Genomic DNA, 16,356 nt, shown 5'->3' on the forward strand with positions numbered 1-16,356 from the left:
CTACCTGGTGGCGATCGGCCTCATAGGCCTGGCCCTGGTCACCGCCCACGCCCTGCTCCCCCCCCCGACCCCGGGCGGCCGGGCGGGCGCGGCGCCCCCCCCCCCCCCCGGGGGGGCGGGCGCGGCGCCCCCCCCCCCCCCCCCCCCACCACTCCGGTCGGGTCCCCTTCGCGCATGAAATGTGATATTTCACATATCGTGGAACTTCTCTCCCGTACCGGCCGCTTCACTTACGGCTCCCCCCGCGCGATAACGGTGCACGACGACCAGGTGGCGCTCTTCCTGCGCTCGACCGGCCCCGAGGACCCGGTCGAGAAGCTGTGGACCGTCGATCTCACCACCGGCCAGGAACGACTCCTGGCAGATCCGGACGCTCTGGCCCCCCACCGCGGCGACCTCGCTCCCGAAGAACGGATGATCCGCGAACGGGTCCGCCTGTGGGCTCCGGGCATCGGCACCTACGACAGCGACGGCGTCCACGCCGTCTTCACCCTTGGCGGCCGGCTCTTCCGCAGCCACCTCGCCACGGGCGAGACCGAGGAACTCCCCACCGGCGGGCCGGCGTTCGACCCCAGGATCAAGGGCGACAAGATCGCCTATGTCGTCTCCGGGCGGCTCCTGGTGCTCGACAGCGAGATCACCCGGATCATGACGACGGAATCCCACGTGAGCTGGGGCGTAGCGGAGTTCGCCGCCGCCGAGGAACTGGGGCGGCTGCGGGGGCACTGGTGGTCACCGGACGGCGGGCTGCTGCTGGCCGCTCGGGTGGACGAAACGGGCGTGCCCCGCCGCCACCTGGCCGACCCCGCGCGCCCCGAGCAGTCCCCGCTTCGCCTGCCGTACCCGCAGGCCGGAGGGCCCAATGCCCTGGTCGAGCTGCATCTGCTGGGACTGGACGGCGCCCGCAAGCAGGTGCTCTGGGACGACCGCCGCTTCCCCTACGTGTCAGCCGTGGACTGGAGCGACCGGTTGGTGATCACCGTCCTGGATCGGCTCCAGCAGCACGGTCGGCTCCTGGAGGTCAACCTGGCCACCGGCACCACGTCGGAGCTGCAGGCATTCGGCCACCCGCAGTGGATCGAGCACGTGCCCAGCACCGATGGCGACCGGGTTCTGGAGATCGTCGAGAGGGGCGAGGTCCAGGCGCTCGCGATCGACGGCGAGGTCGTCACCCCGCCCTCGCTCTATGTCCGCAAGGTGGCCGGGCGGCTCGGCGCGGACTACGTTCTGGAGGCCCACGAGAGCGACCCCGTCGAGCAGCATGTCTACCGCCTGTCCCCCGACGGCGACCTGACCAGGATCACCCACGAGTACGGCGTTCACAGCGCCATGGTCAGCGGCTCCACGCTGGTGCTCACCTCCGGCACGCTGGAGAGCATGCGGACCCGCCGTTTCATCGGCGACCTGGAGGTCGGCGACCTGTCCGCGGCCGTGCCGTACCGGCCTCGCCCGATCCTCGAGCGTGTGACCGTGCACCAACTGCCGGCAGCGGTCCTCTATCCCGAGGATCACGTGCCCGGCGAGCGGCTGCCGGTCCTGCTCGACGTGTACGGCGGGCCGGGGCACCAGGTGATCGCCGCCGAACCGGGCCGGTGGATCCGCAAGCAGTGGTGGGCCGACCAGGGCTTCGCGGTCGTCACCATCGACAACCGCGGCACGCCCAACGTCGGGGTCTCCTTCGGACGGGCGATCTTCCGCCGGTTCTCCCAGGTGGCGCTGGACGACCAGGTATCCGGGCTGCACGAGCTGGCCGAAAAGCACCCCGACCTGGACCTGTCCCGGGTCGCGGTCCGGGGCTGGTCCTACGGCGGCTACTTCGCCGCGCTGGCCGTGCTGCGCCGGCCCGACGTCTTCCACGCCGCCTGCGCGGGAGCGCCGCCCACCGACTTCCGCTGGTACGACACCGCCTACACCGAGCGCTACCTTGGCCTGCCCCAGGACAACCCCGAGGGCTACGCCGCCGACTCGCTCATCGCCGACGCCCCGAACCTGTCCCGCCCCCTGCTGCTCATCCACGGCCTGGCCGACGACAACGTCTACCCGCTGCACACGCTGCGCCTGTCCGAGGCGCTCACCCGAGCCAGGCGTCCGCACTCGACCGTGCTGCTGCCCGGGGTCAGCCACATGACGCCTGACGGCATGGCGGAGCACGTGATGGCCCTCGAGCTGGACTTCCTCCGCCGAAACCTTCCTCACCGTCCGGCATGATCTACTCTGCGATGGAATCCAGCGTGAACAGCGGGTCGGGGGCCCCGGTGACCAGGTGGTGCGCGGTCAGGAGCACCCCGGCCGAGCCGCTCCACAGGTCGGCGCTGAGCTGGAGGAACCGGTCGCCGACGAAGCGGATGCCGCCGTCGTCACCGGGGATCGCGTACTTGAACAGCCCGGCGCCCGACCTGATCGCCTCGGCCCGCAGGCCCGCCTGGGAGAGCGTGAGAGCCAGCCCGGCCATCCCCTGGAAGAGGCCCACGCCGACGGTGAACCGTACCGTGCAGTTGCGCAGGCAACGACGCAGCACGCCGGCCAGCTCGGCGTCCTCGACGACGGTGAGATACCGGGAAAGGACCGAGGCGTAGCCCGCGCTTCCCGCGAAGAGGTAGGGCATGTTGCGCTGGTCCACGGCAGACACCCGGAACCCGAGCGCGTCCGTCTCCACGGGAAGCCGGTGCCGCAGTTCGTCGCGCAGCAGCTGGAGCCCGCGTTCGAGCGGCTCCCGATCGCCGGTCAGGCGGGCCAGGTAGTAGAGGGCGAGCGCGACGCCCGGCCGCCCGTGCACCAGGCCGGCGGCGTCGTCGGGCCCGAGCTGCCCCGGCGTGCCGAGCAGTTCCCCGGCCCGGTCGAGGTGATGCTCGTCCCGGGTGCGGCCGTAGAGGGACAGGTGCGTCATGGCGACGCCCGCCGCGCCGCCTCCGTAGGTCGCGGAGGTACGGCTCAGCGGATGCCGGTCCGCGGCGGCCAGCAGCTCCGCGGCGGCCTCCGCCTCCCCCAGCGAGGCCAGCACCCAGGCGATCCCGGCGCTGCCGTACAGCAGGCCGGGCGGCATCGAGTGGCGCTCGGCCAGCGACTCGTCACGCAGCCGGGCGACGATCTTCCTGTCGACCGGGCGGCCCGCGACGTGGAGGGCGTGGAGCACGCCCGCCGTGCCGTGCGCCACGCACCGGGTGTTGGAGGAGAACCCGGCTGGGGTCGTCGGGTAAACCCACCGGGGGTTGCCGGGCTGCGCCATGGTCTCGATCGCGTCGGCCGTACGGCTGCTCAGCCGGCTCAGCCAGGTCAGCGGGTCGCTTGCGACCTCGTCGGGCGTGGGCAGGGCCCGGCGCCGGGGGCGCGGATGGACGCGGGTGACCCGGGACCAGAGGCGGTCGGGCAGCGGGGCGAGCGCGGTGACGTCGTGGTGAATGTGGTCGAGGACCTCCGGCGCGCGGATCACGACCTCGTGCAGCGGGAAGACCATCAGCTGCGCCACCGCCGACAGCGCGTAGTCGTCGAGGTCGCGCGGGCTCACCGAGCGGCTGGGCTCGAACGCCTCACGCGGGATGTAGCCGGGCGCCCCCAGCGGTACGGCGGGGCCGTCGGCGAGGAGGTGGGCGGCCTCGAAGTCGACGAGCCGGACCCGCAGGTGGTCGTCGACGAGCATGTTCTTGGGGTTGACGTCGACGAAGGCGTACCCCAGCTCGTGCAGCGCCGCGATGGCGGCCTCCGCCTGGCCGAGGATGTCCAGGCACCGCCGGTAGTACTCGGCGAACACCTCCGGCGGCTGCTCGATCTTGACGACGGGCGAGTTGGCCACCACCCACTTGCTCAGCGTCGTCCCGGGCACGAGCTCGGTGACCAGGTAGGTGTTCTCCCAGTGGGAGAACAGCTCGATCGGCTCCGGGCACAGCCCGGGGGCCTGGGCGTGCACGGCCTTGAGCGTTTCGTACTCCTGCTCCAGCCGCAGCTGGGCGCTGCGTGCCTCGGCGTCGTAGCCGGTGTGGGCCCAGGCCTCCTTGACGAACACCTCGCGTCCGTCCGCGGCACGGGCGCGGTAGGCGCCGCCCGCGTTGCTGTGCTGGAGGACGGCCTCGAAGGTGTAGCCGGCGAAGCTGACCGCCTCGTCGCCGTCGTCCTCCGGGGCGGCGAACAGGTCGGTCACGCCGGGCGGGAGCACGAACTCGGGCCGCCGCTCGTCGGGGATCTCCCGCCCGGCGGGGTCGAACAGCGTGGCCTCGCGGGTGCCGTCGGGCCGCAGCCGGAACCGTTCGCGGAAGGAGCCGTAGCGGTAGAAGACGCAGGAGCCGAAGCGCCGGTCGCTGCGGACGTACGGCCCCGCGAAGCCGGCCAGGTCGTGCTCCAGGCGGATCAGCAGCGCGCGGGCGACCTCCGGGTCCGGCGGGTAGAGGGCGCAGAACTTGCCGCCCTGGGCGCGGTTGCCGTGCTTGCTGTGGACCCACAGGAAGAACGACTTCCCGCTCAGGTGCTTGAACGACACCGAGAACTCCACGCAGGCCGCGGCGACCAGGTCGAGGACCCGCTGGGCGTCCTCGACCGCGCTGGAGACGTGGATCTTCCACCCCTGCTCAGGCACCTCCACGCCGGGCGGCGCCCAGTCGGTCCAGATCTCCCGGCTGCTCCGGCTCCAGTCCTGCGGCATTCCAGCGGGCCGGTACGGCAGGCCGGGGTCGATGAGCTCGAGTGGTTCGTAGTAGTCGGCGTGCGCCAGCGTGAACGCGAGCTGTTCCTGCATCGCGCTTCCTTCCTCGTCGAAGTCGAAGTGTCAGAGCCAGCCGCGTCGAACCGCTTCGACGCCCGCCTCGAACCTGCTCGAGGCCTGCAGCCGGGCGGTCAGGCGGGCGATGCGCCGCCGCAGGTGCCGTACCGACACCCCGAACTGATGCGCGGTGGCTTCGTCGGTGCTGCCGGAGGCCATGAGCGCGAGCAACCGGCGGTCGTCGTCGGTCAGACCGGGTTCAGGCAGCTCGCGGGCCTCGTTCCAAAGCCGTTCGAACAGCCGCAGGAACCCGGTCAGCAGACCCGGCTGGCGCACGACGAGCGCGCCCCGGGCGTGGTCCTCCGGGTCGATCGGCACGACGGCCACCCGCTCGTCGATGACGACCAGCGGGTCCAGCCGCCGGTCGAGCACACGGACGCGGGCCCCGGCGGCCAGCAGCCTGTCCGGGTCTCCCAATGTGCGACGTTCGTGGACGAACCGCAGGTCCACGCCCCTGCGCAGGTAGAGCGCCGTCGGTGATGGGTGGACGCAGAACAGGCTCGTCCGGGTGAAGAACGACAGCTCCTCCAGCCGTTCGCGCACCTCGTGCTCGCCCTCGATCCACTCCACGCCGAGCTCGTCGGGCAGCGACATGATCACATCTCCCTCGTGGCAATTTGGCCCCCTTCGCTGGAGATGGCGTGACATATCCGTTCCGTCGCCGTTACACGGCGAGCCCGGTGTGCCGGGCGACGAAGGCGAGCGCCGCGGCCGACCGCCAGATCCCCCGCTCGCCGCCGGCCCCGGTGTGCCCGGCTCCCTCGATCGCGTAGTGCAGGACCGGCCCCCTCCCCGGGGCGCGCTGCAGGCGGGCGGCCATCTTGCGGGAGTGCAGCGGGTCAACGCGCGTGTCGTTGCTGCCGGTGATCAGGATCGCGGCGGGGTGGCCGCGGGACACGTTGTGGTAGGGCGAGTAGCCCAGCAGCGCCTCGAACTCCGCCGGGTCCTCGGGCGAGCCGTACTCCTCCCGCCAGACCGCCCCCAGCCCCCACCTCTCGTAGCGGATCATGTCGAACGGCGCCCCCGCGCAGCCCACGACCGCGTACGCCGCGGGGCGCTGGACCGCGGCCGCCATGGCCAGCAGGCCGCCATTGCTGCCGCCCAGCAGGGCGAGCTCGTGACGCGGGGACCAGCCGTGCCTGACGAGCCAGTCGCCGGCCGCGTGCAGGTCCGCGAGTGCGGTGGGCTTGTTCGCGCCGCGGCCGTCCTCGTGCCAGCGGCGTCCCCGCTCGCCGCCGCCCCTGACCCCCGCGACGGCGACGCAGCCACCGCTGAGGACCCACGCCAGCAGGTCCGGCTGGTAGGCGGGCCGGGCAGGGACGCCGAACCCGCCGTAGACGGCCAGGATCGTCGGCCGCGGACCGCGCGCGCCGTGGGAGAGGATCGTCAGCGGGACCTCGGTGCCGTCGGCGGAGCGGTAGGCGTGCCGGCTGACCTCGACGTCCACGCGTGCGGGCGGCGGGCCGTACGGGGTCACCCGCCCGGTGCGCGCGTCCAGGTGCCACACCGACGGCGGGGTGTCCCAGCTCGCGTAGCCGAGCGCCAGGACCTCCGGGTCACCGGTCGGCCTGACCCAGCTCACCGTCCCCTCCCCCGGCAGCCCGGCCTCGGCCAGCAGCGCGCCCGTCGCGGGGTCGTGCACGGTCATCCGGCTGACGCCGTCCCGGTGGCGCAGCGCGACCAGGCGGGTCGAGGTGAGGGTGATACCGAGCAGGACCGTGCTGTCCTCGGGCACGAGCACCCGCCAGGGCCCTCGCCCGTCGCCCGCGAGCACCTGCCCGAAGTCGCCGCAGGTGGCCAGCAGCCGGCCGTCGGCGTCCACCGCGACGTCGGCGTCGATCGACAACGGCTGGAGAAGACCGCCGGTCCTGACGTCGGCGACGCTCGTGCGCCTGGCCCGAGCGGTCCCGTCCCTGGCGGCGACGACCAGCCACCTGTCGTGCCAGAGCGCCACGTGGTAGCGGGTGGTCGCCGCCTCGTCGCCGATGACCTGTTCGTCCCCTCCTGCGGTGTGGTGGTGGACGCCTGCGCCGCGGGTGTAGAAGAACGACTTCTCGTCGGCGCGCCACTCGACCGGCGAGTAGCGGGTGTCGGGGATCGACTCGACGACCTGGCCGGTGGCCACGTCCACCAGCGACAGCGGGGTCCTGTCCTCGGCTCCTGCCACGCGGACCTGGACGGCCACGAGGCTCCCCGCCGGCGAGGGGTGCCAGCGCGCGATGACCGCGTCGGGGTGCAGGCCGGACGCGGCCACGACCGTCCGCCAGCCCGCCTCCCACACCTGGAGCTCGCCCTCGGCGACCCGGAACCTGCGGGCTCCCGCGTACTTGACCGCGGCTTCCGCGCCGCGGGGGGCCAGGTCGCGCAGCATCCGGGCGAACCGCTGCCTGCCGGGCAGGCCTTCCAGGTAGCCGACGCTGAGGGACTGCTGGTCGCGCAGCCAGCTGCGGGTGTCCTCGGAGTCGGGGTCCTCCAGCCACCTGTACGGGTCGGCGACGGGGCGGCCGTGGAAGGTCTCGGTCACTCCGTCGCGCCGCGCTTGCGGATATTTCACGAAAGCACCTCTGCCGGCGGTGGGGCAGGCGTACGGCCCCGCCGTACCGCGATCAGCAGGATCGTCACCGCGACGAAGGCGATGCCCTGGCACACCCAGATGCCGTCACGGATGCCGAGGCGCTCCCCCAGAACCCCGCCGAGCAGAGCGCCGACGGCGCTGGCGAGCGTGATGAGCGACGACATCAGGGTGGTCATCCGGCCGAAGTACTCATCGCCGATATCGTCGGACAGGATCGTGATGAGCGCGAGGTTGCTCGCCGCGCCGAACAGCCCGGGCAGCGCGATGCCGATCGTGACCAGCGTGAGGATCGACCAGAGAGGCCCACCTGCCAGCGGCAACGCGGTGGTGGCCACGACCGAGGACAGCGAGCACATCAGCATGAGGCGGCGCGGCGGGATGCCGCGCTTGAGCACCCTCGGGGCCAGCAGCGAGCCCAGGGCGCCCAGCAATGTGGCGACCACCATCGGGGCGCTGTAGAGGGCGACAGGCAGGTGCAGCGTGTCCAGCAGGTAGAGCGCGCGCTGGGCGAGCGTGCCGTTGGTGGCCACGTTCAGGATGACCGCGTAGATCGCGTAGGCGGTGAGCAGCGGGTTCCCGAGCACCACCGAGACCCCGGCGCGCATCTCGCGCAGGATCCCGGTCCTGGGCTTGGGTTCGGTCGTGCGCCGGTCAGGCGAGCGGAGCATCCGCAGGAAGGAGGCGCTGAAGGCGTAGGACAGCGCGTCCACGAGGAACATCAGTGGAGCGCCCACGGTCGCCAGCAAGGGGCCCGCGATGCTCCCGGCGATCGTGCGCGAGACCATCTCCGACGACTGCAACCGCCCCCGCGCCGCGCTCAGGTCCTTGACGTTCTCCAGGCCGCGCAGATGGGTGAAGTACAGCGCGTACACGAAGATCTGCGACAGCCCGATCAGGAAGCCCACCCCGCACAGCACCGCCACCGACAGCTGTCCGGTGAACGCGGCGGCCGCGCAGGCGAGCACCACGGCGCCGCAGATCAGGTCGACCAGCACGAGCACGCGCCGCGGCCGGAGAATCCGATCCGCCAGCACCCCGCAGATCGGCCCGAAAACCAGCGCGGGAATGGTCGCGCTGACCACGATGAAAGAGATTTCCCGCGGGGTGGCGTGCAGGCTGGTCACGGCGACCACGGAGGTGGCGGTGGCCGTCAGGGAACTGCCGAAAACCGAAGCGGTCTGCCCCGCCAGATAAAGCCGTAGATCCGAAACCATGGTTACTCCGAATCGGGAGACGGGCGCGGGAGCGAGCAGGTTGCTCCCGCGCCCCGGATGATTCCTAGTTCTCCGCGTTGCCGCAGTGCGACCAGCTCAGCGTGCTGAGAGCCGCGTCCTCTTCGACGCCGGCGTCGACAGCGATCTGGGCCTGCAGCTTCAGAACGTCACTCATTTCGAGTTCCTTTCGATGCGTGCCATGAATTTGTTCACGGCGCCTGATCAACATCATTACTTACGACCGCGCCCGTGTTGTGGTCAGCAACCGGACATAGACGATGTCAAGTAGCTGACATTCGACGGAGAAGAGGCCAGATTAATGTGAATTCGTGGTCCAGAGAAATGGAATAGTCGTCATCGGCGCCGGGCTCACCGGAATGTCGGTCGCGATGATGCTCGCCCGGCGCGGCCTGCCCGTGCTGGTCGTCGAGCGCGACCGGCGCGAGGCGTTCGGCCGGCGCGAGGGATATCCCGCCCTGCGGGCAGGAGCGGCGCACGCACGACGTCCTCACCAGCTCATGGCAGGGGCGCGTGACGTGCTGCGGCGGTCGCTGCCCGATGTGGCCAAGCGGGTCTACGAGCTGGGCGCCCGGGACGTGATCGAATACCCCGGCGCGTCACAGGCCGCCTTCATGAGCCTGCGCAGAGCGCTGCTCGAACGCGCCATGCTCGAGTGCGCGGACGGCCTGCCGACGCTGACCCTGCGGTTCGGGGAGCGCGTGCTCGGGCTGTCCTGCGCGGACGGAACCGTCCAAGGAGTCCGTACGGCCGGCGGCGTCCTGCCCGCCCGGCTGGTCGTCGACGCGACCGGGATCCGCACGCGGCTCGGCACGCCGTACCTCGGGATGAGGTCGTACCTCTACTACACCTCACGGCCGGTACGGCTGACCGCGGAGGGGTTCGCCGCCACGCGGGGGGCGGTGTCGCTGCGAGCCGAGCCGGAGCTGGAGGAGGGCGGGCACGTGCGGCTGTTCCTGCACGATCCGCCATTCGCCTCGATCCTGGTCGCGCTGCGTGGCGAGGGGCAGCCGCCGGAGCAGCGGGTGGTGGAGGAGACCTACCGGGCGGTGCTGTCGTCGCGGCGGCTGGGAACGCCGCTGCGGGGCGTGGAGCCGCTCGCGCCGATCCAGGACTTCGGCTATCTGCGCAGCAGGATCCGGCTGTCGCCCACCTCGCAGGTGCACGGGCTCCACCAGGTCGGGGACGCGCTGGCCGCGCTCAACCCGCTCACCTCGCGCGGCGCCGGGCTCGGGCTCATCCAGGCGGAGCTGCTGGCCGAGGCCGTCGCCCGCGACGTGGACGACTTCGCGGCCCAGCAGGAGGTCATGGCGAGCGCCTACCACGAGTGGGTCGCGCCGCACTGGGCGATGGGCGTGGTCCAGGCGTTCCTGCGGCCGGGCGCCGAGCCGCCCGCCGAGGCCGCCGACCTCGTGGCCACCGCCAGGCGCAGGTGGCGCCGGATCCGCGAGCTCCGCCAGGCCTGGCACGGGGATCAGGGGGCGCTGCTGAAGGACCACAGGAAGACCGTGCTGGAGGTGCTGGCGCTCCAGGCACCGCCCGCCGTACTCGACTCTCTGCCCGAAAGGACGAACCCGTGAAGTACGGACATCCCCCGGCGTTCTGGTCCGGCGTGACGATCACCATGGTCGGGGTGCTGTTGCAGTTGCCGGACTACCTCATGGCGGGCGACATGCACTACCACCTGGCCGGGATGCCGATCTCGACCGGGATGGGCATCGGCATGGTCCTGATGTTCATCGGCGTCGGCATCACCGCCTACGGCCTCTTCCCTCCCGCGCGGAGCCGGCGGCCCGAGCTGAGCAACGTGAGCATCGCGCCGCTCGACGACGCCAGGATCAAGCCCGCCCACGTCGGGCTGCTGCTGGTCATGGCCGCGGCGATCACGATCGACGTGATGAAGCCGACCGCGTTCGCCTTCATCGTCCCGGGCGCCGCCGCCGAGTACGGCCTGCGCGGGCCGCTGAACCCGACCGCCCACGCGCTGCCGGTCGGCCTCTACCCGCTGGCCGGCATCGCCGGCACCATGATCGGCTCGTTCGTCTGGGGGTGGCTGGGCGACCGCATGGGGCGGCGCGCGTCGATCCTGCTGGCGGCCATCATCTTCATCGCGACCTCCACCTGCGGGACGATGCCCGAGTTCTGGATGAACCTGGTCACCTGCCTGGTCATGGGGCTCGGCGTCGGCGGCATGCTGCCGCTCACGTTCGTGCTGCTGTCGGAGACCGTGCCGCGCAGGCACCGAGGCTGGATGATCGTGCTCATCGGCAGCGACATCGCCGGCGCCTACATCATCGTGAGCTGGCTGGCCTCCACCTGGGCCTCGCCCGGGCAGTTCGGCTGGCGGCTGCTGTGGCTCGTCGGCCTGCCCACCGGGCTCGTCCTGATCCTGCTGAACCGCTGGATCCCCGAGTCGCCACGGTTCCTGATCATGCAGGGGCGCTCCGCCGAGGCCCGGGCCGTCATGCGCAAGTACGGCGCCGCCGTCGTCGAGACGCCCTCCTCCGAGCTCGCCGTCGAGCAGTCGCTCCATCGGGGCTCCCGGCTGATCCTCAGCAGGCCCTTCCTCGGGCTGACCGCCGTCGTCGTGCTGCTCGCTCTCAGCATCGGCACCACGCAGTACGGATTCCAGCAGTGGATGCCCTCCAACCTTCAGCGGCTCGGCTTCTCCCAGGTCAACGCCAGTGAGATCCTCCGCAACGCCGCGATCATCGGATTCCCGTTCAGCCTGCCCGTCGCGCTGCTCTACGGGTTCTGGAGCAGCAAGAAGACCGTCATCCTGGTGATCGCGCTGATGGGCGGATCGCTGGCCGCCTTCGCACTGCTGGGCGACCGCGTCGCCGCCAACCACGGCCTGCTCTACGTCCTGCTGGTCGTGCCCGTGTGGGGGATCAGCATCCTCAATGCCGTGCTCGCCGCCTACACCGCCGAGATCTACCCCACCGTGATCCGCGCCCGCACCAGCGGCCTGTCGGCCGGCGCCACCAAGGCCGGCGGCGTGCTCATCCTCGCGCTCGTGGTCACGGCGGTCGCCGTCCCCTCGGTCCGCGTCACCGCCGCCATCGGCGTGGTCCCCATGGCCCTGGCCGCCGTCGCCCTCATCGCCTTCGGCCCGGAAACCCGCCACAAACAACTCGAACGCATCACCGCCGAAGAGCTGGCGGCGTGAACCTCAGCCGATTGTTTGGTCGACTCTAGGGGTGTCCGATGGATCCTTGTTCGTAACACACCCGGACAGAAATCCACTGGACACGCCCCCAGGCTACTTGACGCAGCCCTGAATGGTGTTCATCGGACTGCAGTTATCGGGGATGTTGTCACGGATAACCGAGTTATGGATGCTGACATTGGCGTTGCCGGTGGCGATTCCGCCGCCGCCGGATCCCTTGTTCCGCATGACCACGACGCGATCGAGCGTGGTGGTTCCCAGGTTGGAGATGCCTCCTCCCAGGCTGCCGGATGTGTTGTCGGTCACTATGCTCTGGATGACGTGCGACACGCCAGATCCCTGAGTGTTCAGCCCACCGCCGTTGATCGGTGCACTGTTCTTGGTCAGGGCGCTGTTGGACATCGTCAGCATCCCGAAGTTGAGGATGGCGCCGCCTCCGACGCCCGTCGACGAGTTCTCTTTCAGCGCGCTGTGGGAGATCGTCGCCTTGGCGCCCGGAGTATTAACGAGCGCGCCACCGTTTCCTGCGTGGTTTCCGGCCATGAGGGTCTGGTCCAGAACCACGGTGCCCGCGTTGAGGATCCCACCGCCTTGGCCCGCCGTACTTCCGCCACGGATGGAGATCCTTTGGACATGAAGGGTTCCCCCGGATGCGACCTCCAGGACACGGAAGGCGTCGGGTGCGCTCGGATCGCGCCTGATAGTCGTGCTCGCCCCGCCCACCAGAGTGATGTCGCCGGTGATGACCGGGAGTGCGTCGCCGGCGTCACTCGTGGTGGTGTAGTTGTAGACACAGGCCGGCGCGAGAAGGAGCCTGGCGACTCCCATCCCGTTGGCTGTTTTGATCTGAGTGACGAGCGCGTCCGGGTCGCACGGGACGTGCACGTCCTTCGCCAGACCGGACATCGCCTGTGCCGGCTGCGACGCCGCACCCAGCGTGATCCCCGCGAGAGCAGCGGCCCCCATGCCGCCGATGATTCTAGAAAAAGAGCCCATCGGGCCGCCCCTATATAGAAATGGACATTCGTCCTGTCGGTAACGAATGGCGTGCCTGTCGACATCGCCGACAACAGGGAAACATGCCGGGGCTAAGTGGATGTTCGGGGCGCCTCTTTGTTCGGAACAGTTGACGAAGCTTTGCAGGCGCCTTTCATGGCGCCAGCCGCCTGCTGCGATGCCCGACGTCCAAAATCCTGCTCTGGCCGAGCCAGCATCTACCTCAGCGAGACGGCGCGCCCGGAAGGGCTTTCCTAGCTGATCCTTGACGGATCACAGACAAGGCCGCGCGAGCGGTGTCGGCGATTCCACCCGGGCTGATGGCAATGTGCTGGAGGGTCCTCCAGCGGCCTTTGAGCAGGGCGAATCCGCGTTCACCGAGGTGATCTCAGCGGAATAGCCTCCGGCCAGTTGCTCGCCTACACCTCAGCGCCCGCGCTGGTCACCCTCACCTACGCGGTCTTCGCGCTCGGGGCGGTGCTGCTCTTCCCGGCTTTCGTCGCCCTGGCCCGGTGGGCGGGTGGCGGCCTGGCCTTCTGGGGCGCCACCCTGCTGGTCGCCGGGCTCCTCGCCCGCCTGTACTTCGCCGGTGCCGACCAGACCGCCTTCCAGCTCACCGAGGTCATCGGGCGGGACCAGGCGACGTACGCGATCATGAAGGAGTACGTCGACATCTCGCTGGTGACCGGGCCAGACTGACCACGATCGCCTTGTACGGCAGGCCAGGGAGACCGAGACGCCAGGAAAGGGAAGCGCCGTGGCCTGCTGAGCCGCGCGTCGGTCGGCCGTCTGGCGCGGATCAAGGCCCGGTTTGGGTGTGCTGGGCGGTGGTGTAGAAGCGCACCTCGTGCCCGTCGGGGTCGTGCAGGTTCGGCAGGATCCAGCCGATGGTGGCGAGGTGCACCCCGGCGTGTTCCTCGCCGAGCGAGGTCAGGTGTTCGGCGAGCGCGTCGATGGCGGGCTTGTCCGGCACGCCGATGGCGAAGTAGTCGAACCCGGCCGCGACCTTGGCCCGGTCCGGGTCCAGGCGCAAGGCGAGCACGGGGCCGCCGCGCGGGTGGTCGAGGGCGCAGCCCATCAGGACGCCCTGCTCGGTGAACTCGATGCCGATCTCGTAGCCGAGCCGGCTCTGGTACCAGGCCAGGGAGCGTTCCAGGTCGCTGACCGGGAGCTTGAGGTGGTGCACTCCGTCGAGCCGCGGGATGTCCGACATGACCCCTCCTGTTTGCAGTCTCACTGCATCGATGCAGTTATACTGCATTCCATGTCGGACCCCGTCAAGCGCGATTTGCGCGCCGCCCGTGTCGCCGAGACCGAGGACAAGATCCTTCGCGCCGCCACCGACCTGTTCCTCCGGCACGGCTACGCCGCCACCACCCTGACCGCCGTCGCCGAGCAGGCCCGCGTCGGCGCCCGCACCCTGTACGTCCGCTTCGGCACCAAGGCCGCCTTGCTCAAACGCTGCGTCGACGTCGCCTTCGCCGGCGACACCGCCGCGATCGACATCCGCGGCCGGGACTGGTACACCCGGGCCGGCACCGCGCCCACCGCCGAGCAGCGCATCGCAGCCCTGGCGGGCGGCGGCCGCCAGATGATGGAGCGCGCCGGGGACATCCTGGCCGTCGCACTGCAGGCCGGCGCGACCGAGCCGGACCTGGCCGCCGCCGCCCAGGCCGGCCGCCAAGCCACCCGCGACAACATCGCCCAGTTCTGGACCAAGATGGCCGACGACGGGCTGCTGCCGCCCGGCCACGACCTCGACTGGCTGACCGACACGACCGCCGTGCTCGTCCACGCGGAAACGTACCTGCTGGCCCGCGACATGATCGGCTGGACCCCCGACGGCTACGAGCAGTGGCTCACCACCACCCTCACCCACCTGCTCACCGATCCCGGCCCACCCGCACACGAGCGTCCGCCAAGCTGATCCGAGGCAAGAACGAGCCGATCCTCTCGTGTCCTGCGGGTATCAAGGAATACGGTCGGCGTCCGGTCTGGCGGCCCAGCCTCCGTACTCGTACTGCGTGTACTGACCACCCTGATAAGGCTCGGTGTACGGCTGGAGCCGGTCGGCGAACTCCTCCGCGTCGTCCTCCGGCCGGTATCCGAGGGCACTCGCGGCGGGGCTCTGCGACCACCACGAGCGCGTGTTGCGGGAAACCCCGTAGATCGTGACGTGGCCGATCCCGGCCGGAGCCGCCAGGCACGCCTCGTAGAGCCTGGACGCGTCGGAAGGGCTCAGCCAGGTGTGCAGGTGACGCGGCTCCGACGGTTGTTCCTCGAAGGAGCCGATCCGCACCGAGACGACGTCGAGACCGAACCGATCGGCGTACATGCTCGCGACCGCTTCCCCGAAGGCCTTGGCCGCGCCGTACAGGCCGTCCGGACGTACGGCCTCCAGCCCGTCGAGCGTACGGCCCGCGGGGTGGAACCCCGTGATCCGGTTGGAGCTGGTGTTGACGACCCGCGGCACTCCCTCGAGCCGGCAGGCCTCGAACACGTTGTAGACGCCTTCCAGGTTCGCGCCCTTGAGCGCGGCGAAGTTCGTCTCGTCAGCCACGCCGCCGAGGTGCACGACCGCGTCCATGCCGCGTACGGCGGCCCTGACCTGGTCGAGATCGGTGAGGTCGGCCTGGACGAACTCCTCGTGCTCCGCCGCCTGGCCGACGGGCCGGATGTCGGACAGGCGGACCTGAACGATCTTGCGAAGGAGAGTGCCGCGCAGCGAGGTGCCGATGGCGCCGGCGGCTCCGGTGACCAGGACGCGGCCCGGAAGCCCGCTCATCCGTTCTCCTCTCCGGCCAGGCTGAGCCCCCGCAGGTAGTTGCTGCGGGTGGCCGCGGCCGCGGCGCCCGCGTCGTGGTCGAGGACGGCCTGGATGATCTCGGCGTGCTCGCGCGCGGACTGCCCATCGGGTCCGCGGTTGCGGAAGTACAGCGACACGACGCGGCTGGTGTGCATCTCCAGCGAATCGATGCTGGAGGCGAGGAACCGGTTGCCCGTCCTGCTGACCAGCACGCGGTGGAACGCCATGTCGGCCAGGCGGGCCCTGTCGATGGCGCCGTCCTCGATCGCCCGCAGAAGGTCGCTGTTGTGCCTGCGCATGGCCGCCACGTCATCGTCGGTCGCGTACGGCGTGCCAAGCTGGGCGGCCAGCGTGTGGAGCGCGCCGAGCGGGGCGATGATCAACGCCAGGTCATCGGGCTCGGCCTCGGCGACCTTGGGCCTCCGGCGGGGCATGGCGGTCACCATGCCTTCGCGCTCCAACTGGATGAGCGCCTCTCGGACGGGAGTCCGGCTTACGGAGATCTCCTGCGCGATCGTCGCGTCGTCGAGAATCTCCCCAGGTCGCAGACGACCCTCCACCAGCCCGCTGCGGAGATACGCGTACGCCACATCCCGCGCCGACGTAACTGAGTGCTCCAAAACCACAAACAATATATAGTATGAAGTACACCGGAAGGTCAATCGTGGCGTGCACCGCCACTGCTTCGGCATGTCACAGCAACCCCCTGCACGTCTCGACCTGGGCAGGATGAGGCCCGCCAGTCATGGGGGACGAGCAGCCCTAATTCTGGTTCTGGTCGGGAGGATATGCGGTCTCCGGCATTTGGGCCTCCAAAGTCTTCGACAG

Annotated in this window: 14 protein-coding genes; 5 read left to right on the forward strand and 9 right to left on the reverse strand. The window is 70.5% G+C overall.

Annotation, left to right across the window (positions count from 1 at the left end):
* The first annotated feature begins 198 nt into the window (after window positions 1-198).
* Window positions 199-2,208, forward strand: a complete 2,010-nt coding sequence (locus tag ACIBHX_RS39270) for a prolyl oligopeptidase family serine peptidase (RefSeq protein ID WP_397072537.1) — start codon at window positions 199-201, stop codon at window positions 2,206-2,208.
* Between the two features lies 1 nt (window position 2,209).
* On the opposite strand, the gene lanKC is transcribed toward ACIBHX_RS39270, so the two are convergent.
* The 5 genes from lanKC to ACIBHX_RS39295 form a co-directional block, all read right to left on the reverse strand.
* A complete protein-coding gene (gene lanKC / locus ACIBHX_RS39275) occupies window positions 2,210-4,726 on the reverse strand; it encodes a class III lanthionine synthetase LanKC (protein WP_397072538.1) in 2,517 nt (838 codons plus the stop codon).
* 30 nt (window positions 4,727-4,756) lie between these two features.
* On the reverse strand, window positions 4,757-5,344 hold the full coding sequence (locus ACIBHX_RS39280) for a hypothetical protein (protein WP_397072539.1): 588 nt from the start codon (window positions 5,342-5,344) through the stop codon (window positions 4,757-4,759).
* Between the two features lie 70 nt (window positions 5,345-5,414).
* On the reverse strand, window positions 5,415-7,304 hold the full coding sequence (locus ACIBHX_RS39285; RefSeq protein ID WP_397072540.1) for a prolyl oligopeptidase family serine peptidase: 1,890 nt from the start codon (window positions 7,302-7,304) through the stop codon (window positions 5,415-5,417).
* Window positions 7,301-8,539, reverse strand: coding sequence for an MFS transporter (locus ACIBHX_RS39290; protein ID WP_397072541.1), 1,239 nt, complete (start codon window positions 8,537-8,539; stop codon window positions 7,301-7,303). Before ACIBHX_RS39290 ends, ACIBHX_RS39285 begins: the two co-directional genes overlap by 4 nt.
* Before the next feature lie 64 nt (window positions 8,540-8,603).
* On the reverse strand, window positions 8,604-8,714 hold the full coding sequence (locus tag ACIBHX_RS39295) for a class III lanthipeptide (RefSeq protein WP_397072542.1): 111 nt from the start codon (window positions 8,712-8,714) through the stop codon (window positions 8,604-8,606).
* A 154-nt stretch (window positions 8,715-8,868) separates the two neighbouring features.
* Between ACIBHX_RS39295 and ACIBHX_RS39300 the strand changes: the two genes are divergently transcribed.
* Window positions 8,869-10,137 carry an FAD-dependent oxidoreductase gene (locus tag ACIBHX_RS39300; protein WP_397072543.1) on the forward strand — a complete coding sequence of 423 codons (1,269 nt, stop codon included), beginning with the start codon at window positions 8,869-8,871 and terminating at the stop codon, window positions 10,135-10,137.
* Window positions 10,134-11,726: an MFS transporter gene (locus ACIBHX_RS39305; RefSeq protein WP_397072544.1), complete on the forward strand. Its 1,593-nt coding sequence runs from the start codon at window positions 10,134-10,136 to the stop codon at window positions 11,724-11,726. Before ACIBHX_RS39300 ends, ACIBHX_RS39305 begins: the two co-directional genes overlap by 4 nt.
* A gap of 93 nt (window positions 11,727-11,819) precedes the next feature.
* Here ACIBHX_RS39305 and ACIBHX_RS39310 read toward each other — a convergent pair whose 3' ends face one another.
* Entirely contained in the window at window positions 11,820-12,722 is a 903-nt protein-coding gene (locus ACIBHX_RS39310; protein WP_397072545.1) for a hypothetical protein, read from the reverse strand.
* A gap of 411 nt (window positions 12,723-13,133) precedes the next feature.
* Here ACIBHX_RS39310 and ACIBHX_RS39315 point away from each other — a divergent pair, with 411 nt between their 5' ends.
* Window positions 13,134-13,421 (forward strand): hypothetical protein, encoded by a 288-nt coding sequence (locus ACIBHX_RS39315; protein ID WP_397072546.1) that lies wholly within the window; start codon window positions 13,134-13,136, stop codon window positions 13,419-13,421.
* 100 nt (window positions 13,422-13,521) lie between these two features.
* Here the strand turns inward: ACIBHX_RS39315 and ACIBHX_RS39320 are convergent, their stop codons facing one another.
* Window positions 13,522-13,935, reverse strand: a complete 414-nt coding sequence (locus ACIBHX_RS39320) for a VOC family protein (RefSeq protein ID WP_397072547.1) — start codon at window positions 13,933-13,935, stop codon at window positions 13,522-13,524.
* 51 nt (window positions 13,936-13,986) lie between these two features.
* Here ACIBHX_RS39320 and ACIBHX_RS39325 point away from each other — a divergent pair, with 51 nt between their 5' ends.
* Window positions 13,987-14,649, forward strand: coding sequence for a TetR/AcrR family transcriptional regulator (locus ACIBHX_RS39325; protein ID WP_397072548.1), 663 nt, complete (start codon window positions 13,987-13,989; stop codon window positions 14,647-14,649).
* Between the two features lie 42 nt (window positions 14,650-14,691).
* On the opposite strand, the gene ACIBHX_RS39330 is transcribed toward ACIBHX_RS39325, so the two are convergent.
* Both ACIBHX_RS39330 and ACIBHX_RS39335 read right to left on the reverse strand, forming a co-directional pair.
* Window positions 14,692-15,507 (reverse strand): NAD-dependent epimerase/dehydratase family protein, encoded by an 816-nt coding sequence (locus ACIBHX_RS39330; protein WP_397072549.1) that lies wholly within the window; start codon window positions 15,505-15,507, stop codon window positions 14,692-14,694.
* Window positions 15,504-16,148: a GntR family transcriptional regulator gene (locus ACIBHX_RS39335; RefSeq protein WP_397072550.1), complete on the reverse strand. Its 645-nt coding sequence runs from the start codon at window positions 16,146-16,148 to the stop codon at window positions 15,504-15,506. Before ACIBHX_RS39335 ends, ACIBHX_RS39330 begins: the two co-directional genes overlap by 4 nt.
* Window positions 16,149-16,356 lie beyond the last annotated feature (208 nt).

Source organism: Nonomuraea sp. NPDC050536 (assembly GCF_044457685.1).
Lineage (GTDB): Bacteria > Actinomycetota > Actinomycetes > Streptosporangiales > Streptosporangiaceae > Nonomuraea.